Here is a 24,149-nt window from a genome sequence, read left to right as displayed (position 1 = left end):
AAGGAGTTTTCTTCATGTCCATTCAACATACGGTTAAGTCCATAACTATACTGGGTCCACTATTTATTCTGTTCCTGATTGCTCTGGTGTTGTACACCAGGGCAAACCAGAGCAGGTACACGATAAGGCAGTTCATCTCTATCATTACATTTGCTGTATATATTCTGGCGGTTATGCATTTTGTCTTCTTCCCCATCGACGTCAATATTGGTATGTATGCCAATCAGACGCCATGGTACAAAACCATTCAGTTCATTCCCATGCTTACGTTGGATATCCCCAGTTTTGCACTGAATATGCTGTTGTTTATGCCATTCGGCTTCATGCTGCCTCTGATTAGGTATTCGGCAGACTCGGTGAGAAAAGCTGTGCGGAGCGGATTAATCTTCAGCTTTTCCATCGAAATGCTGCAGCTCATCATCCGGGTTACTCTGGGTAATGGCCGTACTACGGACATAAACGATCTAATTGCGAATACAGTCGGCAGCATCATTGGTTATTTCATTTTTCACAGAATTACAAAACTCGCGATAGGCCAGCGGTTCATGATCCCATGGAGGCTACCGAATCGCTTCCTTTCTAAACAATCGTAGGCGAAATCAGTCTCTCTTCCATTCGGATTGGATTCAGGCAAAACATGGTCACTTCCCTCAGATGAAAAAAGTAAAGCGCTGTGGTACAATGAAAGAATTGTGTATTCACAGACAGACATGTGGGTAAAGGTGCTGAATTGATTCTGAATCAGTGCTCTTTATCCATGATTATGCTGCCATTCTAGGGAGGCTTATGGAACAACCATGCTCATTATTGGTATCGCCGGAGGAACCGGCTCCGGTAAAACAACGGTAGCTCGCTCCGTCATAGACCGTCTGGGATCAGGTAAGGTTACGTTTATATCCCAAGACAATTATTACAAAGACCAGTCGCAGCTCACACCTGAGCAACGCCGACTCACCAATTACGATCACCCGTTTGCATTCGATAATGATCTGTTGATTGAGCATCTCACCCTGTTGAAAAAAGGCCAAGCGGCGTATGCTCCCGTATATGACTTCACCATAGATAACCGTGCTGCCAATGAGACGGTTGAACTGGCACCGAACCACATTGTCATTGTAGAAGGATTGCATGTGCTGATTGACGAACATCTTCGCAGTCTGATGGACATTAAAGTATTTGTTGATACCGATTCCGATGTGCGGATTCTACGTAGAGTGCTGCGAGACATTGAAGAACGCGGACGCACGATCCAATCCGTGTACAAACAATATCTAGAAACAGTAAAACCAATGCACGATGCTTTTATCGAGCCATCCAAAAAGTATGCTGACATCATTATTCCAGAAGGCGGACATAATGAAGTAGGCATTCAGATGTTATCCATCCTCACCGAGAAATACCTCACCGGAGAGAATTGGAACGGCGCTTAATTTAATTCAAAGCACCACAACAGAAATCCAGGTTACGATACAGCGTAATCTGGATTTTTTGTTGATTTTTCATTTATAATAGTCCCCAATAGTTGAAAGGAGATCTACCCTATGGCTACTTTTGAAGAGTTTATGCAACATGATATCCGGGTTGGTACAGTGGTGGAAGCCGAACCCTTCCCCAAGGCTCGTATTCCCGCCATTAAAATGACGATCGACTTCGGACCACTTGGTCTTAAACGCTCCAGTGCTCAGATCACCCAACGCTACACGCCTGACATGATAATCGGCAAACAGGTGATAGCTGTAGTTAACTTCCCGCCTCGGCGGATTGCCGGATTTGTCTCTGAAGTACTCGTACTGGGCGGTGTGCCTGGTGAAGGTGATGTTGTCTTGCTCTCACCCGATAGCTCATTACCTAATGGAACACCGATAGCCTGACTTTATTTGGAGTAACGAAAACCCGCACATCGGTGTTATCCCGACAGACTTTCCTGAAGAACCCCCGTCCGCCCTTGTTCCTCTTCCTGCTTCTGCGCCTTCATCTTATGCTTCATTTCTCTCACGGACAACACCGAAGCCATCAGGCTACGGGTATAGGGATGATTCGCTGAACTGGTCAGCTGAGAACTCTCTACGACTTCAACGACTTCCCCCTGATACATCACGGCAATTCGATCACTTACCTGTTGCACCACTGCGAGATCATGCGAGATGAAAATAGATGAGATGCCTGTTTCCTTTCTCAACTCCAGCAACAGATCCAGGATCTGCTGCTGAATGGAAACATCCAGTGCAGAGGTAGCTTCATCGAACAGGATGATGTCTGGCCGAACACCAATCGCACGAGCAATGACTGCTCTCTGCTGCTCTCCCCCGCTCAGTTCGTGTGGATATTTACCTGCCGTCGCAGCAGACAACCCTACCCGTTCCAACAGCCTGAGCACTTCCTGCTCCGCTTGTTGGCCCTTCATTATTTTATAATTAATGAGTGGCTCCCGGATAAAAGCTCCAATCTTCATTCGCGGATTAAAGGTAGCCGAAGGCTCCTGGAAAACCATCTGGATCCGCTCTCGTTGATAGCGTAGTGCCTTTCCGTTCAATCGGGTAATATCCTGCTGACGATAGCGAATCTGTCCTGACGTCACTCGTTCCAGATGGGTTACACATCTAGCCAGTGTGCTCTTCCCGCTACCACTCTCCCCGACAATCCCCAGACATTCTCCCGGATACAGTTCCAAATGAACAGCTTTCAGCGCATCAACTGCCCTATGTCCCTTTAACTCGTAAGTTTTGCACAGGTTTCTCAGTTCCAGAATCGGTAACTCCTTATGAGCCATGAACATTCCCCTCCAATTCAGGTACAGCACTTAGCAGTTTGCGAGTGTATTCATGCCGAGGTTCGGATATGACGCGGAAAGTCTCTCCCATTTCAACCAAGGTACCACCCTGCATCACACCAATTCGGTCCGCCATATGAGCTGCAACGGCAATATTATGCGTTACGATGATCATGCCTGTCCCTTGCCGGGAGCGAAGCTCGCTCAATCGGTTCATCACTTCATTCTGTGTTGTCACATCCAATGCACTGGTCGGCTCATCTGCAAGTAAGAGTTCAGGTTCCATCGTCACCGCCATAGCTATCGCTGTTCGTTGTTTCATCCCCCCACTAAGCTGCGAGGGATAGGCACGCATGATTCGTTCGGGATCATCCAATCCCATGTCGGAGAGCATATTCACAGCCATGGTCTGAGCTGCTTTTCTGGACACGGTGAAATGAGTACGAATTGCTTCGATATACTGACTACCGATGCTGCGAATCGGATTAAGATACGAACCACTGTCCTGAAACACAATGGCAATCCGCTTCCCACGCACTCCACCCCAATCCAACCGCGACTCACGTAGAAGCACTTTTCCCTGAAAAGAGATCTCTCCCCCGGTGTATCGGCCACCTTCTGGAAGCAGGCCAAGCAAGGCCCGAATCAGGGTTGATTTTCCGCTGCCGCTTTCACCTACAATCCCGATAATCTCCCCCTTATTCATGGAGAAGGACAAGTCCTGCAGAGCCATAGAGTCACCCTTATAGGTTACGGAAAGGTTGTTGACACTAAGCAATGGCTTCATTACTGTCCAACCTTAATATTACGATCCAGCAGATAGAAGTCGATGGGATACATCGTCGCACCTTGCACGTTGCTTTTACTCACAATATTAATCGGGGTATAGGTCAAAAACATATATGCTGCATCGTCCAGAATCATCTGTTGGGCCTCTGCTGCGAGGGCATACCTTTTCTCCACGTCAAACTCGGAGTGAAGGCGAGTAATTACCTCATCCAGCTTCGGATTGCTATATCCGCCCACATTCCATTCCGCGCCCGTCATGAAGTAGAAATCCAGAATATACTGCGGGTCACCCGTGATGCCTGTATTAATACTTGTTAAAGCGAGATCGTAATTCCCGCTCTTCTGATGATCGGTCAGATCCTCATAAGAGGTCATCTCCAGTTGAACGCCAATCTCTTTAAGCTGGGACTGCATCGCAGCAGCCACAATTGAATCGGACTCGTAAGCGGAGTTGAGAATCAGCTGTAGCGACAGCTTCTTCCCATCTTTTTCACGAATACCATCGCCATCTGCATCCTTGAAACCAGCCCCATCCAGCAACTGTTTGGCTTTCTCCGGTTCGTAATCATATCCTTTGATCTTGTCATAGCCAAAAGGCAGTGCTGACGTGAATGGTCCTTTGGCAGCCTGACCGCCCACTAGCGTATTCGCGTACATCTCCCGGTCAATACCACATGAGATCGCACGGCGAACCTCCGGATCACTCAGCAGCGGATTGGTTGTGTTGAACCATACGAATTGGGTACGCAGGCTGGGAATTTCGTCAATGGTGTATTGACTCTCGTCCTGGAATAATGCCAGACTGCTGCGTCCCACGTTACTTGCTACATCAATCTCTCCGGACTGCAGGGCAAGGGCGCGCGTGCTGTCATCCTTGATATATTTCAACGTCAATGTGTCGACATCTGCCGCACCGCCCCAATACCCGTCATACTTTTTCACCTGAATCTCCTGATCTGGCGTATAACCCGTCACCATAAATGGCCCGGTAGCAATAGGCTCGCTCTTGAATTTGGATGTATCTGCACTGGTATCCACAATGATGAACAGTGGCTCGGCAATATTACCAAGCAGGGACGCATAAGGTTCTGTCGTCTTGATCGTCAGATCTTGTCCTTCTGCAGTCATCGAGGCCACTGGCACAGTCGCTTGTCCTCTTTCGTTTAGCTCAATGGAGCGCTCAATCGATTTTTTTACTGCGTCTGCGGTTACCTTATTTCCGTTATGGAAAGTTACACCCTCCCGAATATGAAAATGCCAAGTTGTGTCATCAACACGTTCCCACGTATCTGCAATTTTAGGAACCAGCTTCATATTCTCGTCAAACTGAATGAGTGTCTCACCAATCGCCGCACGCGTAAGCGTCCAACCGTTCCATTCCTCTGCCGGGTCCAGATTGCTTCCAAGCCAGAACAGGGCCACATTCAGATGAGTTGGTGCGCTTGTCGTACCATTGTCCGTAACCGCTGACTTCTCCGTTGCATCAGACGAGGTCGATAGATTATTGGTGGTGCCACAAGCTGCAAGCAAGAACACAACGAACATGGATATGATGGTGAGCAGGATTGATTTTGGAAAATTCCTCTTCATTCTGGTTCCTCCAGTTAAGCTGTATTTTTCTTGGGATCAAGCACATCTCGCAGGCCGTCTCCCAGTAAATTAAAAATAATAACAGTGCTAAATATCGCCAGGCCCGGATTTATCAACAGCCAGGGTGCAGTCTGCAGATATCTTCTGCCTTCATTCAACATGGCCCCCCACTCGGGGTTCGGTGGCTGTGCGCCAAGCCCGAGAAACGATAACCCCGAGATGGACAGCATCATACCGCCCACATCCATCATCGCCATGATGATGAGTGGAGACATCATGTTGGGCAGAATCGTCCTGCCAATGATCTGTATCTTACGTGCTCCGCTGAAAGCAGCGGCAGCGACATATTCCTTTTGCTGAAGGGAAATGACCAGGCTTCTGGCCATCCGTGCATACTTCGCCCACCAGACAACCGACAATGCCAGCACCGTATTGAATAATCCCGGCCCAAGCATCCCCACCACGGCGATCGCAAAAATCAGGCCTGGAAATGCCATCAATGTATCAGACAACCGCATGAGAATCGTATCCGTCACACCCCGGGCGAAACCGGCGATGACCCCAATCGCTACGCCTAACACGAATACAATGCCAATCATCATAAAGGTAAGCAGCAGCGAGGTTCGCGCCCCGTACAAAAGACGTGATAATACACAGCGGCCAAGCTGGTCGGTTCCTAGCGGATATTCTGCACTGGATGGCTGCAACACTTTGGCAAAATTCGTTGCAAGTGGGTCATGTGGTGCGAACAGCGGCGCAACCATGGCGAGAATAACCCAGAAGACGGTTAGAGATAACAGGAATGTGAACCAGCGATTCTGCAGTAATACAAGTCTGAAGGCTCTCATCTATACATCCACATCCAGTCGGATTCGAGGATCACGAAGATGTGTCCATACATCAACCAGCAGATTCAGCGTGACATAGATGATCGCCATCCAGATGACATACCCCTGAATCAGCGGATAATCCCGTGTGAAAATGGCATCTACTGCCATCTGACCAACGCCAGGCCATACAAATAAACTTTCCACAATCGCTGCACCACCTAACAAAGCACCTGTTGTCATACCCATAAGGGTAACGATCGGCAGCAGGGCATTGGGGAGAATATGACGCAAAATAATGATCGACTCTTTCACACCTCTGGATCTTGCTCCGATCACATAGTTCTGGTTTGTCTCCTCAAGCAGGACCGTACGAATCTGTCTGCTGTACTGGGCAACAAGTGGAATCGCGAGTGTACATGCGGGTAAAATCAGACTGTTCCATCCGGAATTGCCCATCACCGGCAGCAGCTTCAGCTGTACGCCGAAGACCAACATGAGCAACATACCCAACCAGAAGCTGGGCATCGATAATCCGGCAAAAGAGAATAAACGAATAACAAAATCCAGCCATTTATTACGATAGACAGCCGACAACATCCCCAATGGAAAGGAAACCAGAATAACCAGAATCATAGCGCTTCCTGTTAGCCAAAGCGTTGCCGGGAGCCGTGCCATCAGCACGTCCAGTACTGGACGTTTGTATTTATATGACGTACCAAAATCTCCGGTCACTACCTGTCCCAGCCATGTCCCGTATCGATAGAGAAAAGGCTCGTCCAATCCAAGCTCTGACCTCACCTGTCTGACCAGTTCATCGGATGGCGTTACCCCTGTAGACATGAGCATAAGTCTGGCTGGATCCCCAGGAGACAGATAGGTTAGCAGGAATGTCAGAAACGTGATGCCGAACAATACGACAACCAGTTGTAATAAACGCTTAACGATATATCTGCTCAAGTGCTCAAACGTCCTTCCCCAAAACTTTATGTATGTGCCATGATGTTCTCCGTCCACAGCTCCGCTGAAAACGTATAAATTCTATCAAAAAAGGCGTCCCTCTCCGTGTTACTGGATGAGGACGCCTTAAATAAACAGATTTTCAGAAAAAATCATGCTCTCTAAACACCTTCCTATCTCCCGTAGGGTACTACTGTGTTTGTTAAACCTGGCAGGTCTCCTGGCTCCAGAATCATGGTCAATGCAGCTCCTTCCCGGTCTAAACCAGTGGATTATCGCTACCTGACTCCTCTGTTACAGTGGCGGGACCGCGCCGGTATTACACCGGACTTCCCTATTAAGCTTTCACCCTGATGGGCGAAGCACCAAGTTCCACATATTCAATTGCACTTCTGTATCAGTATAGCGGGACGACGATTAATGATCAAAACTTTATTTTCAAATTTAAAACACTGGATACGTCTAACCACGAATTCTCGAACCCTTCGGAGACACACCCGTCACACGCTTAAACATCTTTGAAAATAATAATGGGTCCGTATAACCCACCGAATGAGCTACTTCACTAACGGAAAGTCCGGGGTTCTGAAGAAGATCAGCAGCACGATTCATACGGTACTCCAGAAAAAATGACTGTAGCGACTTGCCGTATCGTTCCTTGAACAATCCCGACAGATATGTGCGGTCCAGCCCCACGGCGTGGGCAATATCCAGAATGGAGGTCCGCTGGCTGTACCTGTTCTCCATAAACTGAACTGCCTGCCTGATGTACTCTTCTTTGTTCGAAAGAAGCTGTCCCTCCTCTTCCTCTACCGATGACGATGAGATCAACTCCGCTATCAGGCGGTACAACAGACTCTGGTTCATCACATCCCCTCCCAAATACGCGGAGGCCTGAACCATCTCTGAGTACAGGTGCTCCATTGTATTCGTATCACGGGCATCATACACTGGGTGCTCTGGACTTAATCGGGCACGTTGCATGAATGCCTTGGCTTGCACACCTTTAAATCCAAACCACGAATACGTCCAGGGATCCTTCGGATCTGCCTCATAATGAATAAGCATGTCCGGGAGTATGACGAAGCCCTGTCCCTGAGTCAACTTGTATTCTTGGTCCCCCATGTACACGGTCCCCCGTCCTTCATGGATGTAGTGCACAATGTAAGAATCACGTACACCCGGTCCCCAATAATGCGCAGGGTCACATGCCTCCCACCCGAAAAACAACAAAATCAGCTCCATCTGTGTCCAGCCTGCGGGAACTACATTCATCTCAATGCGACTCATTTTTCGCCCTCCATCCTACTTCGTTCCGCTTACCTCTTCATTCAATCTATTTATATTATAACAGCTAAAATACTTCTATATTAGTTGAAAGCGGGAACAAAAATGGGATTATAACATGTTTGAAAGGGGTTGAGCCATAGTTATATGCGCCGAATCGGCCTATAGTTGGGGTACAACATTTTTCAGGGAGGCTAACTTAAATGAATAAAATTACGTTCCTCGGTGCAGGCAGCACCGTCTTTGTTAAAAATGTATTGGGTGATGTCATGATGACCGAAGCACTGCAAGATTTTGAGCTGGCATTGTTCGATATTGATGCTGAACGTTTGAGCGATTCAGAGCGTTTGCTGACCAGTCTGGCCCGTTCGATTGGAAGTCGTTGTGTCATTAACGTATATCATGACCGCAAAGAAGCGCTGCGCGGAGCCAAATATGTCATCAACGCCATTCAGGTGGGTGGGTATGATCCATGCACCATTACGGACTTCGAGATTCCGAAGAAATACGGACTGCGTCAAACGATTGCAGACACACTCGGTATCGGCGGAATTTTCCGTAACTTGCGGACGATTCCGGTCATGCTGGATTTTGCCCGGGATATGCAGGAAGTATGTCCGGATGCATGGTTCCTGAACTATACCAACCCGATGGCCGTGCTTACCAATGTCATGAACGTACATGGTGGGATCAAAACCGTAGGATTGTGTCATAGTGTGCAGGTATGTGTACCGCATCTGTTTGATGCACTGGGGATCGATCAGACGGGTGTCGTAGCCAAAATTGCAGGCATCAACCACATGGCATGGCTGCTCGAAGTTACAAAAGACGGGCAGGATCTGTACCCCGAGATCAAACGTCTGGCGAAGGAAAAACAGAAGGAACAGCATGATGACATGGTTCGTTTTGAGCTGATGCAGCGTTTTGGCTATTATGTAACGGAGTCCTCCGAGCACAATGCTGAGTACCACCCTTACTTCATCAAACGGAATTACCCGGAGCTAATCGAACGCTTCAACATTCCACTGGATGAGTATCCACGCCGCTGTGTGAACCAGATTGAAGGCTGGAAAGAGATGCGTACCAAGCTGTTTGCCAGCGAAAATATTGAACATACCCGCAGCCGGGAATACGCATCGCATATTATGGAAGCCATGGAGACGAACCAACCTTACAAAATTGGCGGCAACGTCATGAACAACGGACTGATTACGAACCTGCCGCGCGAGGCATGTGTCGAGGTACCATGTTTGGTCGATGGATCAGGAATCAGCCCTACGTACATTGGTGACCTGCCTCCACAACTCGCGGCATTGAACCGGACAAACATCAACACTCAACTGCTGACGATTGAAGCAGCAATCACTGGCAAGAAGGAACATATCTATCACGCCGCCATGCTTGATCCGCACACAGCTGCAGAACTGTCTATTGATGACATCGTAGCCATGTGTGATGAGTTGATTGAGGCTCACGGCGACTGGTTGCCAAAATACACGTCATAATATAAAAGCACCGTTTCCTTTGCTGCTAAAGGGGACGGTGTTTTGTTCCATTTCATAGCGCTCATCTGCTGAATCGTGCATCGCATCACTTATAAGAAACGCCCTGTGTCAATTAAACCTTATTCGGCTGGGAGCAAAAAGCGATAACCAATGCCCGGCTCCGTCTGAATATATCGGGGATTCGTCGGATCTTCCTTTAATTTTTTACGCAGATGTCCTACATATACCCGGAGGTAATGGCTGTCAGACTCATGATGATGCCCTCCCCATACTTGCTGCAAAAGCTGACGCTGGGTGATGATCTTTCCCGCATTGGAAGCGAGCACCTTCAGCATCTCATATTCCGTTGGAGTTAATTTGACCAAAGTTCCCTCCAGTTCGACCTGCCTTTGGGCCAGATCAATCGTAAGTGATCCGAAGCGCAATATGGGCTCATCCGTCGTTTTGGCTACATGACGCAGCGCAACCCGAATACGGGCAACCAACTCCCCCATCCCGAAGGGTTTGGTCACATAATCATCTGCACCACCATCCAGCGCGGCAATTTTATCTCCCTCCTGATCCTTCGCTGTCAGCACGATAATCGGCACCTGCGACCATTCGCGAATCCGGCGAAGCACCTCCATACCGGACATGCCCGGCAAACCGAGATCAAGGATGATCAGATCCGGATGTACAATGCTGGCCTGAATGACACCCTCTTCGCCATCCCCGCACTCGTGGAGTTCGAATTGGTGTGCCTGAAGGGTGACCTTGAGCAATTTGCGAATCTGCGGCTCATCATCGATTACCAGTATGCGAGCCCCTAGTGGTGCGTTCATTTTATTCTTCAACCTCTCCTTGTTCTGAATAGGGAAACCGCGGTCCGTGAGCCTCCATGGGGATATCTATGCGCATTCTCGTTCCCCCGCCCGGATTCGGCTCTGCTACAATGGTACCTCCGTGGACTTCCACAATGCCTTTGCAGATGGCCAGACCAAGCCCCGTCCCTGTGACATGCTGAGTCGACTCCGAGCGATAGAACTTATCAAATATACGTGTTCTTTCTGCTTCCGGTATACCGATGCCTTGATCAGCGACCATGATCGTCAATTGACTCGGACTCTCATCACTCGCCACAGTGATGACAATCAGGCTTTCATGGGGAGAATATTTGATGGCGTTGCTGACGATATTGACCAGCACCTGCTCCAGCAATACTTCATCTCCGTAAATGAAGACCGGAGCACCAGGAAGTTCAACTTGAATGTTGCGATGCGGACTGAATTCCCGAACCTGTGTCAGTACAACGCTGATTATATCCTCCACGTCACACCATTTCCGGTTCAGTTGCAACATGCCGCTCTCCAGCCGAACCATACCCAGCAGATTTGTGACGACACGATTCATACGCATGGCCCCATCCCGAATGTTGCCTGTTAATTCTCTCCGATCCTCGGGTGTAAAAAGAGTATCATTCTCCAACAATCCCGTAGCCGAGCCGATAATGGCGGTTAGGGGAGTACGCAATTCATGAGAGACAGAGTCCAGCAGCGCTGTGCGTATGCGCTCCGATTCGGCAGTGATCTGCGCCAATCGGGCCTCTTCCGCCAGCTTCACTCGGGCAATGGCACCTGCCGCCAGACCTCCGCATGCTTCCAGCAGACGAAGCTGTTCTTGCTGCTCATGAACCTCGCCAGCGTCCATGCTCACGGCGAGCACGCCATGAAGCTGCTCCTCTGTGCGTAGCGGCACGTAAAGTCCGGGAGATTCCCGCAAAGTGGGTGATCCCTTACCGGCGATCTGTCCGTGATAATATACCCATTTGGCAATGGCAATCTCCGACTCCCCATCGCCCCAGCCACCCCCTTCTCCTTCTAATGTGGATGGGGAAGAGCTCGTAACCAGCAGATCCCCCTGCCCATCGGGGAGATACACAGCCGCCGGCTTACCCAAGGTAAGCGATACTTGGGTTGCAATATTAACCAGCAGCGTGTTCAGATCAGTAATGGCTGTCATCTGACGACTCAATGCGTATAGGGAGTTCGTCGTGGCCTCGCGTGCTTTTACCATCTCCAGCTGTTGTCGTAGTCGACCTGCAAGACTCGCAGTTAAAATGGCCACCGCAAGATACACGACAAAGGAGATGAGATATCTCAAATCCTCAACCGTAAAGCTCAGATATGGGGGTACAAAAAAGAAGTCAAACATAATGACGCTAAAACTCGCGGCATATACAGCTGGCCCCATTCCCCAATACACGGCACTCACCAGTACGGGAAACAGGTATATCAGCGCTACATTAACCAGATCACCACTCATATCGATGACATGAAGCAGCAAGGTTAGCAGTGTCACCCCGAGGGTCACCCATACATATGCCGGAACCCGTTTTCCATGAGATGCCCGCGTTTCTTTTTTTACTTGTTCAGAAAACATCCATTCACATCCCGCTCAGTTCATAATCGTAATCTGCAACGATCAATACATCCAGATGCCGCGACAAGCGTACAAGTCGGTTGACCACCGAGCCTGAGCCGCGGTAGCCATTCAGCCACCATACCCGTCTTGCCTGCCCGACCACCAACTGGGTTGCTCGCGCCTCCGATGCCTTTCTTGCCAAAAGTCCGGGTACATCCCGCAACTTTGGACTGTAGTGGATGTGAAATTGACCGCCAAGCCGAATGGTCAGCTGCTCCAACGCTTCCAGATGGCACTTCACTTCGTCACTCATGGACTCACCGATGTGGATATGATGTACATGCCAGATGGCTTTTAGACGATAAGCCATACGGAATCCACGTCGGATCAGCCGCTCGGCATGACGATCACTGCTTACACATACGAAGACTGCTTCCTGTCTTCGCCAAGGTCCTCGAAGTGCAATTTTGGCCTGCTGTGCTTCAAGCCGTTCATCCACATCGTCTGCCAATTCACGCAGGGCAAGTTCACGCAAGGCAATCAGATTGCCGATTTTAAAGAAATTCGCAAGAGCTTGCTCGACCTTGGCAGTTGCATAGATTTTACCCTCCCTCATGCGCTGCCGCAAGGCCTGAGGCGCCACATCAATCAACTGCACCTCATCCGCCATCTGAATGATCCGATCGGGTACGGTCTCGCGGACACGAACACCTGTAATATGTTCAACGGCATCATTCAGACTTTCGAGATGCTGTACGTTCATTGTGGTAATCACCGAGATGCCTGCATTCAGCAGGAGCAGAACATCTTCATAACGCTTTTGCCGAACACTCCCGGGTACATTCGTATGCGCCAGTTCATCCACAAGCACCACTTCTGGACAAAGATGCAGAATGGCCTCCGTGTCCATCTCTTCCAGACGAGTTCCCTGATAAACTCTTTGCGCACGAGGGATCACAGACAGGTGGCGAATCTGCTCCACAGTTTCCGCCCGCCCATGGGTCTCCAGCAAGCCGATCTGCACATCAATGCCCTTGCGGAGCAAATCATTGCCTTCCCGCAGCATCATGTAGGTTTTGCCCACACCTGGTGCGGCTCCGATATATATTTTGAATGTGCCGCGCTGAATCTGACCAATCTGTTCCTTCATTTCCTGCTCGCTTAGTCTGCGGTATGTCAGTGACTCCACATCGTTAACTTTAGCCGGAACCACACGTTCACCCTCCCGGGCCGTTCGATCAGCAACCAGAAACAGGTCGACACCACGTAATCTGCGTAGGAGCGAGTTAACAACGGACCCTTGCCACAGTTCCTGCCAGCGTGTACGCCGGGAGTGCCCCATCACAATGCGGGTAATCTGGTGCTCCATTGCGTAACGCGCCAGCGTAAACGGGATGTTGCGACGGTGTATTACAGGCAACTCCTCCATATGGCCACCAAACTTCTCTACCAGCTTGATCATATTACGCCGAAATACGGTTGCCTCCTTGGTTAATGGCTGCTTCATATTCCGAAAAACAACGGCACACAAATCACCATTCAGCCGTTTGGCAATCTGTTGCCCACGCCGGATATAGATGGAGCCGTTCCAATGATATTGCGTGGACACCAGAATCCGCTCCATGATGCCTGTCGTGAGGGTAATTCCCATCTCCTCTCGATGCTCACGCAGGGATTCATTCACCCCTTCCGCAACCAATCTCAGGGCCAGTTCGCGCAGAATACCCAGATTGCCTTGACGAAATACAGCTTCACCCTCATGTCCCTGCAAATGACCCTCTGCAAGACGGTTCAGTATCGTTTCCGGCGTGACGTCTATCAGCTTCACTTCATCCGCAAGCTCCAATGTATCGGCAGGCACCGTATATTCTGCTGCGATCCCCGTAAGTTGTCGTGCCAGCTCGGTATACCCTTCCAGCTCATACACATTTACCGTCGTCATGACACTGATGTTGTTTCGGAGCAAGAACTGAATGTCCTCCAGCCGGGTAGCATAGCGAGCGCCTTCTCTGTTGCGATGTGCCAAACCATCCACCAACACAACCTCCGGATTACGCGCCATTAGTGCATCCAAGTTCAGATCCTTCATCTCTACATCATCACTCTGGCGCAACCAATGAATACTTGGAATCCTTTCGAGTGCGCCAAGTTGCTCCACCGTCTCCGGTCTGCGCATCGTGGACACGGCACAGATGACCACATCAATGCCCTGCTCACGCAACGTGTTCCCTTCCCGCAGCATGTGATACGTTTTACCCGATCCGCTGACTGGGCCGATGTAGATTTTGAGCGTACCCTGCTGCAGCTTCGTAATCATCTTCAGCATCTCTTCCGGTGACTTGCGCTTGAAGCTGTCTTCCATCCGTCCTCTCCCCCCTTTCTTATTAGAGCGTGTCTTAAAATATGAAGAAAAAAATGGAGAAAGCCCCTCCCGATATATCGTGAGCAGGCTAATATGTTCGTTCGTTAGTTCAGTTCTGCTGTCAGCGCCATATTCAGAGCCGTTACATTTACACGCGGTTCTCCGAATATACCCATTTGCCGGCCTTCCGTATGCTCATTTACAAGTTGCACAAGCTGCTGTTCACTAAGACCTGTAGCTTTGCTAATGCGCGGGATCTGTGCCTCAGCGGCTTCGGGAGAGAGATCTGGGTCAAGTCCCGAACCTGAACCCGTCACGAGATCAGCGGGGATCTGCTGCAGTCCCGGGTTTCCCTGTCTAAGCTGAGCAATCTTTTCCTTCATCTCGCCGATATACTCCTCCGAGGCTACGGCGCGATTTGAACCGGCTGAAGCCGTTGGGTCATAACCGGCACTCGATGCCCGGGGCTGGAACAGCCCCGGCGATTGTATTTCCTGCGCCAGCAGTGACGAGCCGATGATTTTCTCTTCTTGCGTAATCAGACTTCCATTCGCTTGCGCAGGAAAGAGAAGCTGGGCTACACCAGTTGTTACGAGCGGGTAGATTAGGCCGCAGATCAGCATAAGTACGATGGATAACCGTATAGCAGGCAAGAACATGTTCATACAGATCACTTCCTATTTTTCATTAGGATACAAGAATAATGTTGATAAGTGATGTTATCTCGTTAAAGGATTCCCGACAAAACCAAGTCAATCAGTTTAATCCCGATAAAAGGTACAATCACACCGCCTACGCCGTAGATAAACACATTGCTCCCAAGTAGCCTTTCGGCTGACATCGCCCGGTACTTAACCCCTTTCATCGCTATGGGAATGAGCAGTGGAATAATAATGGCGTTGAATATTAGTGCCGACAGGATCGCAGACTGCGGTGAAGCCAGATTCATAATATTCAGAGCCTGGAGCTGCGGCATGGCGAGAATGAACATGGCTGGAATGATGGCAAAATACTTCGCGATATCATTGGATATCGAAAAGGTTGTGAGCGCGCCGCGTGTAATCAGCAGCTGCTTGCCAATGGAGACAACCGACAATAGCTTGGTCGGGTCAGAATCCAAGTCAATCATGTTGGCCGCTTCTTTGGCCGCCATGGTGCCCGAATTCATCGCCAGGCCCACATCGGCCTGCGCCAGAGCAGGAGCATCGTTCGTACCATCGCCCGTCATGGCGACGAGTTTGCCCTCCTGCTGCTCTTTTTTGATCGCCGCAATCTTGTCCTCGGGCTTCGCTTCAGCAATAAAATCATCCACGCCCGCTTCCAGCGCTATGGTCGCTGCGGTCAGCGGATTATCTCCTGTACACATAATGGTCTTGATGCCCATAGCGCGCATCTCGGCGAACTTCTCTTTCAGCCCTGGCTTCACGGTATCTTTCAGATAGATCACACCATAGATTCGTTCGTCGATGGCTACAGCAAGTGGTGTACCTCCGGCCTTCGCAATACGATTTGCAATCTCATCCAGATCATCGGGTATGCGACCTCCTTCGGAAGCAATATAACGTTTGATCGCATCCACGGCACCTTTGCGAATCTTCATGCCGTTACTCAGATTGAGACCGGACATCCGTGTCTCTGCCGTGAACTCCACATTTTCCGCATTCGCATACTCCGTCTCAGACCAGCTCTGGCCTTGTTTGCCTGCCAGTTCCACAACAGAACGTCCTTCCGGGGTCTCATCCCGTACAGAAGCCTGTAAAGCAGCTTGCGTCATCTCTGATGCAGTTATGCCCTGGACAGGAATGAATTCAGATGCCATACGGTTTCCGTATGTGATCGTCCCCGTTTTGTCCAAAATCAACGTATCGATATCCCCGGCCGCTTCCACCGCTTTACCCGACATGGCCAGTACATTGAACTGCGTAACACGGTCCATCCCGGCAATACCAATGGCGGACAGCAACCCGCCAATTGTGGTTGGGATCAAACAGACGAGCAGGGCGATCAGGGTCGCCAGATCCAGTCGAATACCCAAGTAATTCGCCATCGGGACCATCGTCAGAATGACAATTAGAAAGATCAGGGTTAATACGGCGAGCAGGGTTGTCAGCGCGATTTCATTGGGTGTTTTCTGGCGCTGTGCACCCTCAACCAGAGAGATCATCCGGTCAAGGAATGACTCCCCCGGATCGGTCTGAACACGCATGACGATGTAATCGGACACGACGCGGGTACCTCCGGTAACGGAGGAGAAATCGCCTCCTGCCTCCTTGATAACCGGTGCGGATTCTCCCGTAATGGCCGATTCATCAATGGAGGCCAAGCCTTCTGTAATTTCCCCGTCCGTTGGGATCAGTTCACCGACTTCCACACGGACCATATCACCTTTTTTCAACTGGGTCGAAGACACTTGCCGGATTGTTCCATCCTTCTGCACCAGATTGGCCAGGGTGTCCGACTTCGTCTTGCGTAACGTATCCGCCTGTGCCTTACCTCTGCCTTCTGCAAGTGCCTCCGCGAAGTTAGCGAACAGCAGCGTGAACAGCAAAATGAAAAACACGGCGATGTTGTACCCGCGCCCAGCCTCGGATGCGGTGAAGAGATCGGGATTAATGCATAATAAGAGCGTAATGAATGTACCTACCTCGACAATAAACATGACCGGATTTTTGATCATGACCACCGGATTTAGCTTCTTGAACGCATCCAGTGAAGCCTGAAGTATCATATCCTTGCTTAACGATCGTTTCGATCCGGGATCACGTTGAATATTACCACGGTTGTTATCCGGCTCATTGCCCTTCGATCTGAACATTTCTGTATCCATGTGTTGCATCGTCTGCTCCTTCTTTCGTTCGACTACATTCATCGTGCAATGCCACCTCCATACGTTACGTCCTTGCACCAATTCCTCTGTTGCTCCCCTGTTATATCCCTCATTGAATCATCGCCAGATACTCTGCAATCGGTCCAAGGGCAAGCGATGGGAAGAACGTAAGCGCGCCGACTACAACGATCATCATGACCAAGATGCCAGCAAACAGAGGTGTGTGTGTACGCAGTGTACCTGTAGTTACCGGCACAACCCGCTTCGTAGCGAGTGAACCCGCAATGGCCAGCATGGCGATCATTGAAACATACCTTCCCAGCAGCATAACGATACCAATCGCAATATTGTAAAAGTCTGTATTGGCATTTAGTCCGGCAAAAGCCGATCCATTATTGGCCGCACCCGAGGCAAAAGCATAGAGAACCTCGGTCAGACCATGCATGCCCCCATTCGAGATGGACGCAATGGCTTCAGGCCGCAGAAGCGCGAGTGCCGTTGGCGCAAGAATAATCAAAGGATGAATGAGCAACGCAATGGATGCGAGCTTCACCTCTTTCCCCTCAATTTTTTTGCCCAGAAACTCAGGTGTTCGTCCCACCATCAATCCACAGATAAACACTGCCAGAATCACGTACAACAGTCCGTTGATCAGCCCTACTCCTTTGCCGCCAAACACGTTATTGAGCATCATCTGAGCCAGTGGCACCAGACCTCCAAGCGGGGTGAGCGACTCATGCATATTATTGACCGATCCTGTTGTAGCCGCCGTCGTAACCGCTGTGAATAAAGCCGACTCCGGTATGCCGAACCTGACCTCTTTCCCCTCCATATTGCCCTGTAGACCTGCCGCATCCAGCGCCGTTACACCGCGATATTCGGAGACAAATACGGTGGTCAACATCACAAGAAAAAGAAAACTCATCGCTGCGAACAATGCCCACCCCTGCTTCCGGTTATTGACCATCAAGCCGAAGGCGTATACCAATGCCGTTGGCAGTAGCATCATGCAGACGATATGCACCAGGTTGCTCAGGGCCGTCGGATTCTCGAAGGGATGTGCAGCATTGGTTCCAAACCAGCCACCGCCGTTGGTGCCAATGTGTTTAATCGACTCCAGTGAAGCGACCAGTCCACGTGTGATCGTCTGCTGCGCGCCTTCCAGCGTGGTAGCGTTCACCGCTCCTGCGAGCGTCTGAGGCACACCCTGGAACACGAGGAACAAGGCTACGATGAAGCTCAGTGGTAAAAAAATTCTCGTAATCGACCGTACAAGGTCGACATAGAAGTTGCCCAGTTCATCCCGGCGGCCTACCAGTCCGCGAATGAATGCAATGGCTACTGCGAATCCCGTCGCTGCCGACGTAAACATTGGGAACGTCACTGCCAGCATCTGTGACAGGTACGACAGGGCATTCTCGCCCGTATACGACTGCCAGTTCGTGTTGGTCATAAAAGATACAGCCGTATTAAATGCCTGTGCGGCAGGCATATTCCCGATCCCATCCGGGTTAAGTGGCAAATACTTTTGCAGCCGCAGCACCAAAAACATCAACACCAACATCACGAAGTTGGAGAGGAGAACCGCCGTAAGATACTTTTTCCACCCCATTGTTTCGTTCTCACGCACTCCCATCACTCGATAGAGCAGTCGCTCCGGTCCGCCAAAGACCCGATCCAACCCCGTTCGCTGTCCATCGAACACGTTTACTATATATTTTCCTACCGGTTTCACCAGCAGCAGGATGATTAGCAACGTCACCGCTACTTGCACTACACCAATACCCATATCCGTATTTCCTCCCTATTCGACGTTCCCTTGTTCCCGTATTACGCACATGGCCAGCATCAGAATTTCTCCGGCTTCACCAGCACATAACCGAGATAAATCACCAGTGCGAGCACAATCATGCCGATGACGATCATCTGGCTTCCCCCTCTCTACCCTCAAGCCTTCTCGCAGAATTGCACAAATCCCCAAAACACCGCAAACACCAGCACAACCAATCCAATCATCGTGGCATCATTCAACATTCGCCCTTCCTCCCTCTCTCACCGTTCTCTGCACCTGCTACATGTAAAATCGTAATACGAAACGCTGTAAAAAAGGGGTAAAGAAATACCTCCACAGGTGTAAAAAAAGCGTAAAAAAAGACCCGCTCTCCTCAGCTATAGGCTGAAAAGAACGGGTCTATAAGGTTTACTATTTATCCAAATGGATTCTGTGCCCACTGCAATAATCTCTTTTTCGTGATTTTGCCATGTGAGGTATGTTTGACGACTTTCCCTTGATCAAGCAACAGTATCTGTGGTGACTCATGATGAACCTCGGTCTCTTCCGCAATGTGGCGGGATAACGAGCGATTTTCAATCACTTTGACGATGCGGTAATCCATGGGTTGTTTGGGATCGGATGCATTGGTGCCTACAAACGCAATAAACTCTCTGTACGCTCTCGCACTGGTTGGACACGTCGTGCTGTGCTTCAGAATAAGCACCGGATGATCCTGTGAACGCTGGATTGCCTCTTCCCAGTCACCTGGTTTGTGCAATTCCCGGACATGCTCACTGAGCATATCTTCCGAGTCTGAACCTGCACGGTTGCTAGCCACTGAACCAATGACAATGCCAAGCGCCACGCCAAAAGCAATCCCGAGTCCAAGCTGCTGCGTAGCCGTACCAATGATGACTCCCATAGCCGTTCCTATAGCAAGCCATAAGGCTTGATGATTTACTTTTTTCTTCATGCAGATCTTCCCTTTCTGAAATATGTATATCAATGCTATGTATATCAGTGCTATATCTTCCACCTTATATTCTGATCAAATTATAGCATAGGCTTCAGCGAGCAGGCTTTGATAATCTTCGTCTCCGGGTACAGATTTCAGTGATTGGATTTATGCAAAATGCTCATTTGTGATACACTGATTGTAATTTGGAAACGATGAACATGAAGAATGGATTGGAAGGGCGGAAATTCCATATGACATATGCGTTTATGATTGAACCGCAGGATTTTATTGCGTTGGAGAACGAAGATGAGCTGATTGAGAAATGTCAGGAGTGGGGCCTGCTTTCCGGTAAAGCGACCAAACTCAAAACGTTCTATTATAAAGGAAACGGATTGAACATGCCGTGCACCATCATTGGATATGTCGATCACATGGCAGCCGTTATTCAACTGGATAATGGACAAAAGCATTGTATTCACCCGTCTTATCTGAAGGAAATGCAAGCCTCTAGCTACAACGCCAGAAGCATAAGCACAGCTGGATCAGAACGCAGCACGGAACCCTCAACTTCGGATACAGTCGCACCAGTTACCCCTGCTGATGTTACGCCAACTCCCGATGCACTGGCTAACCCGGATGAAATTCCGGTTGATCTGGATGATGCGGACGACACGGACACAGATGAACTCTCCTCGGGGCTGAAGGGTGATCCGGATGGGTTGGTGGAAGAGTATATTGGACCTCAAACCGGGGCAGCCAGTGAAGCCAAACCTAAAGCCAAAACAGCAAGCAAAGCCAAGACCGTCAAGATTGATCTGCCAGAAGGCAAAGTGAAGATGAGTGCCGTTGTCAAAGAATTCACCACTGTGCCGAATCACTTCTCTGACAATGATGATGAAGTCATCATCTATGAAGCAGTTACCATCACGGAGCCAGACGTCATCGATGTTGGGGAAGCCTGGTCGAGTCACAGTGCTACTGTTAAGAAACAAGAACTGGAAGTGGGAGATGTTATCACGTTTGAAGCGAAAATTATCAAGAAGAAGCTGACACGTAACCCAGTTCCCTATAAAATCAACAACCCTTCCAAGATTCAGAAGGAAGGTTAATCTCACTCCGTACAAGAAAAAATATAAAAACCTCCAAGACTGCCTGAAGCAGATCGCGGAGGTTTTTGCAATTGAAAGCTATTTAGTGAAGAGTACACTCTTAAGCTTGTTCCGGTGTAGCACTGATCTGAAACTGTACACCGAACTTGTCAACTACCGAGCCGTAGGCTGGACTCCAGAACGTCTCTTGTATCGGCATTTTCACTTCGCCGCCGTCTTGCAGTTGGTTGAAAATTGCTTTGGCTTCTTCCGCCGTATCCGTGTTCACCGTAACCGTAACATGATTACCTACAGTGTGAGGCATACCTGGAAATGTATCGGACAACATTAATACCGAGTTGCCAATCTGCAAAGAAGCATGCATAATACGGTCTTTCGCTTCGGGCGGGATGGGGTGATTCGGGTCAGATGGACCGTCGCCAAATGTTTGAAGCGCCAGCACTTCCGCTCCAAATGCCTTTTGATAAAATTCTACCGCTTCACGTCCATTACCGTCTGTTACCAGATACACATTCAAGCTGATCGACATGCGTACTTCATCTCCTTGGGCTCATGTATTTATACGATTCACGCCACTTGCGACATGAGTATATATGAACAGGTTGTCCTTTGACAAGGATATATTTTTTCACTCAACTTCTGCAGACTTTTACACGATTAGGATTACCAACATATTCTTAATCCATCCCTCTCCTACTACTTCTTGCACTTGCATAGCACATTCTGTCCCCTTTCCGATAAAAAAAGACCACTCTCCCGAATCCTGTCGGTAAAATGGTTGTGTTCAATCCTATAAAGTTATCGCGTTTGAACGATGCTATCTATTTCACTTTTCAATAAGAGGTATCTGTGAACACTTCTCATGATCGGGACCTTCGTTAGTTTGTTCTTGTCCACGTACAGTTTCATCTGGTCTTTGGTCAAACCGAGCAAACTTCCAGCTTCCGATACCGTCAATACTACCTCTGGGTTCGTAGCATTAAACGTCCTCTTTACTTTCTGATTCCAGTCCTCGAATACCTGCATAGATCAGCGACCTCTCCTATCCATAGCCAGTTATTATCAGGCTGAATGTATCTATTATACCATACTTGTGCTACTTGTAGCTTAATCCTTGCACAGAACCATATTCTGTTAGGCTTATTCGACTGCTTTAGCATGACAAAAAGAGCCACTTCTGAACGTGGCCCTTGATAGTATCTCCATAATATTCTTACGCTTCTTCCCAGAAGCGACGCAGGTTGTCCATGGCAATCTTGGATGCCGACTTGCATTCCTCCATGCCCTCGAACTCCACTGTAATGTTGCCATCGTAACCGGAATCTTTGATGAGCTTTACAATTTTACGGATTGGAATATCCCCTTGTCCAACGATAGCACCACGAAGGAAATTGCCGTAAGCCGTCAGAAACCATTCACCCTCACCCGGATGCTCATCATAAGGACGGAAGTAGAAGTCTTTGAAGTGGACCAGAGAAGCGTACGGCAGATTTTTCATGACACCGATGATCGGGTTCTCATCCACACACATGAAATTGCCAATATCGAGTGTTGTTTTGAAATTCGGACGATCTACAGCATGCAGCACACGCTGCACCCGGTCACTCGCCTGCACGCTGAAGCCGTGATTCTCAATGGTTGTGATGATACCAAACTGCGCGGCATAGTCCGCAATAATCTGGCTTCCCCGCACCATCAGCGGCAGATTTTGCTCAAACCAGGCAATGGTCATCTTCTCCTTTGGCAGGGTAAACGCCGTGACGTCATGCCGCATATGTTTTACACCCATTCGGTGTACGACATCCACATGTCTTTTGACCCGAGCCATCTCTTCTTCAAACGCCTCTTCCGTCTCCTGCACGAAATTCGCTGGCATTGAGTAGTTGGACAGTTCAATACCCGCAATCGCCGCCCGCTCCCGAATCGCATCCGCCAGATCATGATTATCCTCCACGGTATAACCGTAAGGCACCATCTCCATATGCTCGCCGCCGTTCGCCGCAATCCAGTCGATTACATCCAGCACCGTCATCTCACCCGAATTCAAATCGTTCAACAAACTATACGTGCTCAGGCCCACTTTCATCTGCTCAACTCCCTATCGATATTGTTGGATAAATTGAACCGCCTTGCGAATGTCCTTCTCTGGCTGATCGCCTACCTCACGTTCAATTGTCAGATAACCGGTGTACCCAATCTCCTGAAGAGTTGCAAAGTATCCGTCAAAATCAACGCCACCCTCACCCAATGGCACCTCACGGAAGAAGGTTCCGGAAGAAACCATCTCAGCAATCTTATCGTGATCCATAGGCGCATAACCGACTGCACCGTATACATCTCTTGGGTCCACTTCCTTCAGCCGCACCCCATCCTTCACATGGGTATGTACGATGTAATCCTTGAGCAGATGAACACCCCGCGCCGGATCATCTCCGGTCACCATCACCATATTCGCCGGGTCAAAATTCACCGATACTCCGTTGGTCGACAGCGTATCCAGAAATCCTTTCAAATCAGCAGCCGTTTCCGGTCCTGTCTCAATGGCAAAGTATGCACCAACGCTTTTGGCGTATTGGCCCAGTTCCTCACAAGCAGCGTGCAGCGTAGCGTAGACTTCCGATGAGGGGTCATGCGGAACAATGCCGATATGTGTTGTGACGATGTTGGTGCCCAGATCCAAAGCGAGATCCACGATCCGCTTCGACTTCTCTACTTTCCACGGATTATCTTCCTTGACCTGAAACCCATGTCCGCCCAGATCGCCGACCAATGCTGAAATTTCGAGACCCAGAGAATCGATGTAACTCTTTAACTCTTTGCGCGCCGCAGGCGACAAATTTTTGGGGTCCATCTCGCCCTTGACGGCATAGATCTGCACACCTTCTGCACCTACGTCTTTGGCTTTGTTCAACCCTTCCCGTACGCCTACACCAAAGCTATCCACGATGACACCGATCTTGTTCGTTAATTTCATGTCATACCTCCTGAAGA

The 24,149-nt window shown here is 49.4% G+C and carries 23 protein-coding genes and 1 riboswitch; of the genes, 5 read left to right on the top strand and 18 right to left on the bottom strand.

From position 1 onward, the window contains the following. Window positions 1-14 precede the first annotated feature (14 nt). The 3 genes from AC4G47_RS01230 (at window position 15) to csaA (ending at window position 1,871) form a co-directional block, all read left to right on the top strand. On the top strand, window positions 15-593 hold the full coding sequence (locus AC4G47_RS01230; protein ID WP_491104412.1) for a VanZ family protein: 579 nt from the start codon (window positions 15-17) through the stop codon (window positions 591-593). Between the two features lie 204 nt (window positions 594-797). Continuing rightward, window positions 798-1,430 carry a uridine kinase gene (udk, locus tag AC4G47_RS01225; protein WP_017691162.1) on the top strand — a complete coding sequence of 211 codons (633 nt, stop codon included), beginning with the start codon at window positions 798-800 and terminating at the stop codon, window positions 1,428-1,430. Window positions 1,431-1,541: 111 nt separating this feature from the next. Beyond that, entirely contained in the window at window positions 1,542-1,871 is a 330-nt protein-coding gene (csaA, locus tag AC4G47_RS01220; RefSeq protein WP_491104410.1) for a chaperone CsaA, read from the top strand. A gap of 35 nt (window positions 1,872-1,906) precedes the next feature. Here the strand turns inward: csaA and AC4G47_RS01215 are convergent, their stop codons facing one another. From AC4G47_RS01215 to AC4G47_RS01190, 6 genes are all read right to left on the bottom strand, one after another. Continuing rightward, window positions 1,907-2,770 (bottom strand): ABC transporter ATP-binding protein, encoded by an 864-nt coding sequence (locus AC4G47_RS01215; RefSeq protein ID WP_491104409.1) that lies wholly within the window; start codon window positions 2,768-2,770, stop codon window positions 1,907-1,909. Next, window positions 2,760-3,557 (bottom strand): ABC transporter ATP-binding protein, encoded by a 798-nt coding sequence (locus AC4G47_RS01210; RefSeq protein ID WP_491104407.1) that lies wholly within the window; start codon window positions 3,555-3,557, stop codon window positions 2,760-2,762. Before AC4G47_RS01210 ends, AC4G47_RS01215 begins: the two co-directional genes overlap by 11 nt. Continuing rightward, window positions 3,557-5,149 (bottom strand): ABC transporter substrate-binding protein, encoded by a 1,593-nt coding sequence (locus AC4G47_RS01205; RefSeq protein ID WP_491104405.1) that lies wholly within the window; start codon window positions 5,147-5,149, stop codon window positions 3,557-3,559. The genes AC4G47_RS01210 and AC4G47_RS01205 overlap by 1 nt, the downstream gene beginning before the upstream one ends. A gap of 14 nt (window positions 5,150-5,163) precedes the next feature. Then, window positions 5,164-5,997: a nickel transporter permease gene (gene nikC / locus AC4G47_RS01200; RefSeq protein WP_491104403.1), complete on the bottom strand. Its 834-nt coding sequence runs from the start codon at window positions 5,995-5,997 to the stop codon at window positions 5,164-5,166. Next, window positions 5,998-6,936 carry a nickel ABC transporter permease gene (gene nikB, locus AC4G47_RS01195; RefSeq protein ID WP_491104402.1) on the bottom strand — a complete coding sequence of 313 codons (939 nt, stop codon included), beginning with the start codon at window positions 6,934-6,936 and terminating at the stop codon, window positions 5,998-6,000. A gap of 193 nt (window positions 6,937-7,129) precedes the next feature. Further along, a riboswitch (cobalamin riboswitch) is annotated at window positions 7,130-7,321 on the bottom strand. A 77-nt stretch (window positions 7,322-7,398) separates the two neighbouring features. Further along, window positions 7,399-8,226 carry an AraC family transcriptional regulator gene (locus AC4G47_RS01190; RefSeq protein WP_491104401.1) on the bottom strand — a complete coding sequence of 276 codons (828 nt, stop codon included), beginning with the start codon at window positions 8,224-8,226 and terminating at the stop codon, window positions 7,399-7,401. Between the two features lie 200 nt (window positions 8,227-8,426). On the opposite strand from AC4G47_RS01190, the gene AC4G47_RS01185 reads away from it, so the two are divergent. Next, entirely contained in the window at window positions 8,427-9,728 is a 1,302-nt protein-coding gene (locus AC4G47_RS01185; protein WP_336765563.1) for an alpha-glucosidase/alpha-galactosidase, read from the top strand. Window positions 9,729-9,847: 119 nt separating this feature from the next. On the opposite strand, the gene AC4G47_RS01180 is transcribed toward AC4G47_RS01185, so the two are convergent. The 8 genes from AC4G47_RS01180 to ytxJ form a co-directional block, all read right to left on the bottom strand. Beyond that, window positions 9,848-10,549 (bottom strand): response regulator, encoded by a 702-nt coding sequence (locus AC4G47_RS01180; RefSeq protein ID WP_477535418.1) that lies wholly within the window; start codon window positions 10,547-10,549, stop codon window positions 9,848-9,850. 1 nt (window position 10,550) lies between these two features. Next, entirely contained in the window at window positions 10,551-12,146 is a 1,596-nt protein-coding gene (locus tag AC4G47_RS01175) for an ATP-binding protein (protein ID WP_491104398.1), read from the bottom strand. 4 nt (window positions 12,147-12,150) lie between these two features. Next, the gene (locus AC4G47_RS01170) at window positions 12,151-14,490 is read right to left on the bottom strand and encodes a histidine kinase (RefSeq protein ID WP_491104396.1); all 2,340 of its coding nucleotides are present in this window, start codon (window positions 14,488-14,490) and stop codon (window positions 12,151-12,153) included. Between the two features lie 104 nt (window positions 14,491-14,594). Next, on the bottom strand, window positions 14,595-15,155 hold the full coding sequence (gene kdpC / locus AC4G47_RS01165; protein ID WP_491104395.1) for a potassium-transporting ATPase subunit KdpC: 561 nt from the start codon (window positions 15,153-15,155) through the stop codon (window positions 14,595-14,597). Window positions 15,156-15,217: 62 nt separating this feature from the next. Beyond that, a complete protein-coding gene (gene kdpB, locus AC4G47_RS01160; protein ID WP_491106616.1) occupies window positions 15,218-17,218 on the bottom strand; it encodes a potassium-transporting ATPase subunit KdpB in 2,001 nt (666 codons plus the stop codon). 208 nt (window positions 17,219-17,426) lie between these two features. Beyond that, window positions 17,427-19,106 (bottom strand): potassium-transporting ATPase subunit KdpA, encoded by a 1,680-nt coding sequence (gene kdpA / locus AC4G47_RS01155; RefSeq protein WP_491104394.1) that lies wholly within the window; start codon window positions 19,104-19,106, stop codon window positions 17,427-17,429. 59 nt (window positions 19,107-19,165) lie between these two features. Continuing rightward, window positions 19,166-19,228, bottom strand: a complete 63-nt coding sequence (locus AC4G47_RS01150; RefSeq protein ID WP_353884092.1) for a potassium-transporting ATPase subunit F — start codon at window positions 19,226-19,228, stop codon at window positions 19,166-19,168. A 296-nt stretch (window positions 19,229-19,524) separates the two neighbouring features. Beyond that, window positions 19,525-20,064 (bottom strand): bacillithiol system redox-active protein YtxJ, encoded by a 540-nt coding sequence (gene ytxJ / locus AC4G47_RS01145; protein ID WP_491104392.1) that lies wholly within the window; start codon window positions 20,062-20,064, stop codon window positions 19,525-19,527. A 236-nt stretch (window positions 20,065-20,300) separates the two neighbouring features. Here ytxJ and AC4G47_RS01140 point away from each other — a divergent pair, with 236 nt between their 5' ends. Then, window positions 20,301-21,158, top strand: a complete 858-nt coding sequence (locus AC4G47_RS01140) for a hypothetical protein (RefSeq protein ID WP_491104390.1) — start codon at window positions 20,301-20,303, stop codon at window positions 21,156-21,158. Window positions 21,159-21,258: 100 nt separating this feature from the next. Here the strand turns inward: AC4G47_RS01140 and AC4G47_RS01135 are convergent, their stop codons facing one another. The 4 genes from AC4G47_RS01135 to AC4G47_RS01120 all read right to left on the bottom strand — a co-directional run bounded on the left by AC4G47_RS01135 (window position 21,259) and on the right by AC4G47_RS01120 (window position 24,132). After that, the gene (locus tag AC4G47_RS01135) at window positions 21,259-21,687 is read right to left on the bottom strand and encodes a VOC family protein (protein WP_458124923.1); all 429 of its coding nucleotides are present in this window, start codon (window positions 21,685-21,687) and stop codon (window positions 21,259-21,261) included. Window positions 21,688-21,956: 269 nt separating this feature from the next. After that, the gene (locus tag AC4G47_RS01130; RefSeq protein WP_145326349.1) at window positions 21,957-22,184 is read right to left on the bottom strand and encodes a DNA-binding protein; all 228 of its coding nucleotides are present in this window, start codon (window positions 22,182-22,184) and stop codon (window positions 21,957-21,959) included. 187 nt (window positions 22,185-22,371) lie between these two features. Then, window positions 22,372-23,244: a sugar phosphate isomerase/epimerase family protein gene (locus tag AC4G47_RS01125; RefSeq protein ID WP_491104388.1), complete on the bottom strand. Its 873-nt coding sequence runs from the start codon at window positions 23,242-23,244 to the stop codon at window positions 22,372-22,374. A 12-nt stretch (window positions 23,245-23,256) separates the two neighbouring features. Next, window positions 23,257-24,132, bottom strand: a complete 876-nt coding sequence (locus AC4G47_RS01120; protein WP_491104386.1) for a sugar phosphate isomerase/epimerase family protein — start codon at window positions 24,130-24,132, stop codon at window positions 23,257-23,259. Window positions 24,133-24,149: the final 17 nt, after the last annotated feature.

The organism is Paenibacillus sp. Negev47, assembly GCF_058313655.1.
The sequence above is the reverse complement of the archived record's forward strand: the minus strand, read 5'-3'. Positions and strand labels throughout refer to the sequence as shown.

Excerpts from the sequence above, each read along its gene's own strand:
- AC4G47_RS01170 (WP_491104396.1), bottom strand. The coding sequence starts at position 14,490 with ATGGAAGACAGCTTCAAGCGCAAGTCACCGGAAGAGATGCTGAAGATG.
- AC4G47_RS01215 (WP_491104409.1), bottom strand. The coding sequence starts at position 2,770 with ATGGCTCATAAGGAGTTACCGATTCTGGAACTGAGAAACCTGTGCAAA.
- csaA (WP_491104410.1), top strand. The coding sequence starts at position 1,542 with ATGGCTACTTTTGAAGAGTTTATGCAACATGATATCCGGGTTGGTACA.
- AC4G47_RS01230 (WP_491104412.1), top strand. The coding sequence starts at position 15 with ATGTCCATTCAACATACGGTTAAGTCCATAACTATACTGGGTCCACTA.
- AC4G47_RS01125 (WP_491104388.1), bottom strand. The coding sequence starts at position 23,244 with ATGAAAGTGGGCCTGAGCACGTATAGTTTGTTGAACGATTTGAATTCG.
- ytxJ (WP_491104392.1), bottom strand. The coding sequence starts at position 20,064 with ATGAAGAAAAAAGTAAATCATCAAGCCTTATGGCTTGCTATAGGAACG.
- AC4G47_RS01180 (WP_477535418.1), bottom strand. The coding sequence starts at position 10,549 with ATGAACGCACCACTAGGGGCTCGCATACTGGTAATCGATGATGAGCCG.
- AC4G47_RS01135 (WP_458124923.1), bottom strand. The coding sequence starts at position 21,687 with ATGTCGATCAGCTTGAATGTGTATCTGGTAACAGACGGTAATGGACGT.
- AC4G47_RS01205 (WP_491104405.1), bottom strand. The coding sequence starts at position 5,149 with ATGAAGAGGAATTTTCCAAAATCAATCCTGCTCACCATCATATCCATG.
- nikC (WP_491104403.1), bottom strand. The coding sequence starts at position 5,997 with ATGAGAGCCTTCAGACTTGTATTACTGCAGAATCGCTGGTTCACATTC.
- kdpC (WP_491104395.1), bottom strand. The coding sequence starts at position 15,155 with ATGAACATGTTCTTGCCTGCTATACGGTTATCCATCGTACTTATGCTG.
- AC4G47_RS01130 (WP_145326349.1), bottom strand. The coding sequence starts at position 22,184 with ATGCAGGTATTCGAGGACTGGAATCAGAAAGTAAAGAGGACGTTTAAT.
- AC4G47_RS01120 (WP_491104386.1), bottom strand. The coding sequence starts at position 24,132 with ATGAAATTAACGAACAAGATCGGTGTCATCGTGGATAGCTTTGGTGTA.
- AC4G47_RS01210 (WP_491104407.1), bottom strand. The coding sequence starts at position 3,557 with ATGAAGCCATTGCTTAGTGTCAACAACCTTTCCGTAACCTATAAGGGT.
- AC4G47_RS01185 (WP_336765563.1), top strand. The coding sequence starts at position 8,427 with ATGAATAAAATTACGTTCCTCGGTGCAGGCAGCACCGTCTTTGTTAAA.
- udk (WP_017691162.1), top strand. The coding sequence starts at position 798 with ATGCTCATTATTGGTATCGCCGGAGGAACCGGCTCCGGTAAAACAACG.
- kdpB (WP_491106616.1), bottom strand. The coding sequence starts at position 17,218 with ATGATACTTCAGGCTTCACTGGATGCGTTCAAGAAGCTAAATCCGGTG.
- kdpA (WP_491104394.1), bottom strand. The coding sequence starts at position 19,106 with ATGGGTATTGGTGTAGTGCAAGTAGCGGTGACGTTGCTAATCATCCTG.
- AC4G47_RS01190 (WP_491104401.1), bottom strand. The coding sequence starts at position 8,226 with ATGAGTCGCATTGAGATGAATGTAGTTCCCGCAGGCTGGACACAGATG.
- AC4G47_RS01175 (WP_491104398.1), bottom strand. The coding sequence starts at position 12,146 with ATGTTTTCTGAACAAGTAAAAAAAGAAACGCGGGCATCTCATGGAAAA.
- AC4G47_RS01140 (WP_491104390.1), top strand. The coding sequence starts at position 20,301 with ATGACATATGCGTTTATGATTGAACCGCAGGATTTTATTGCGTTGGAG.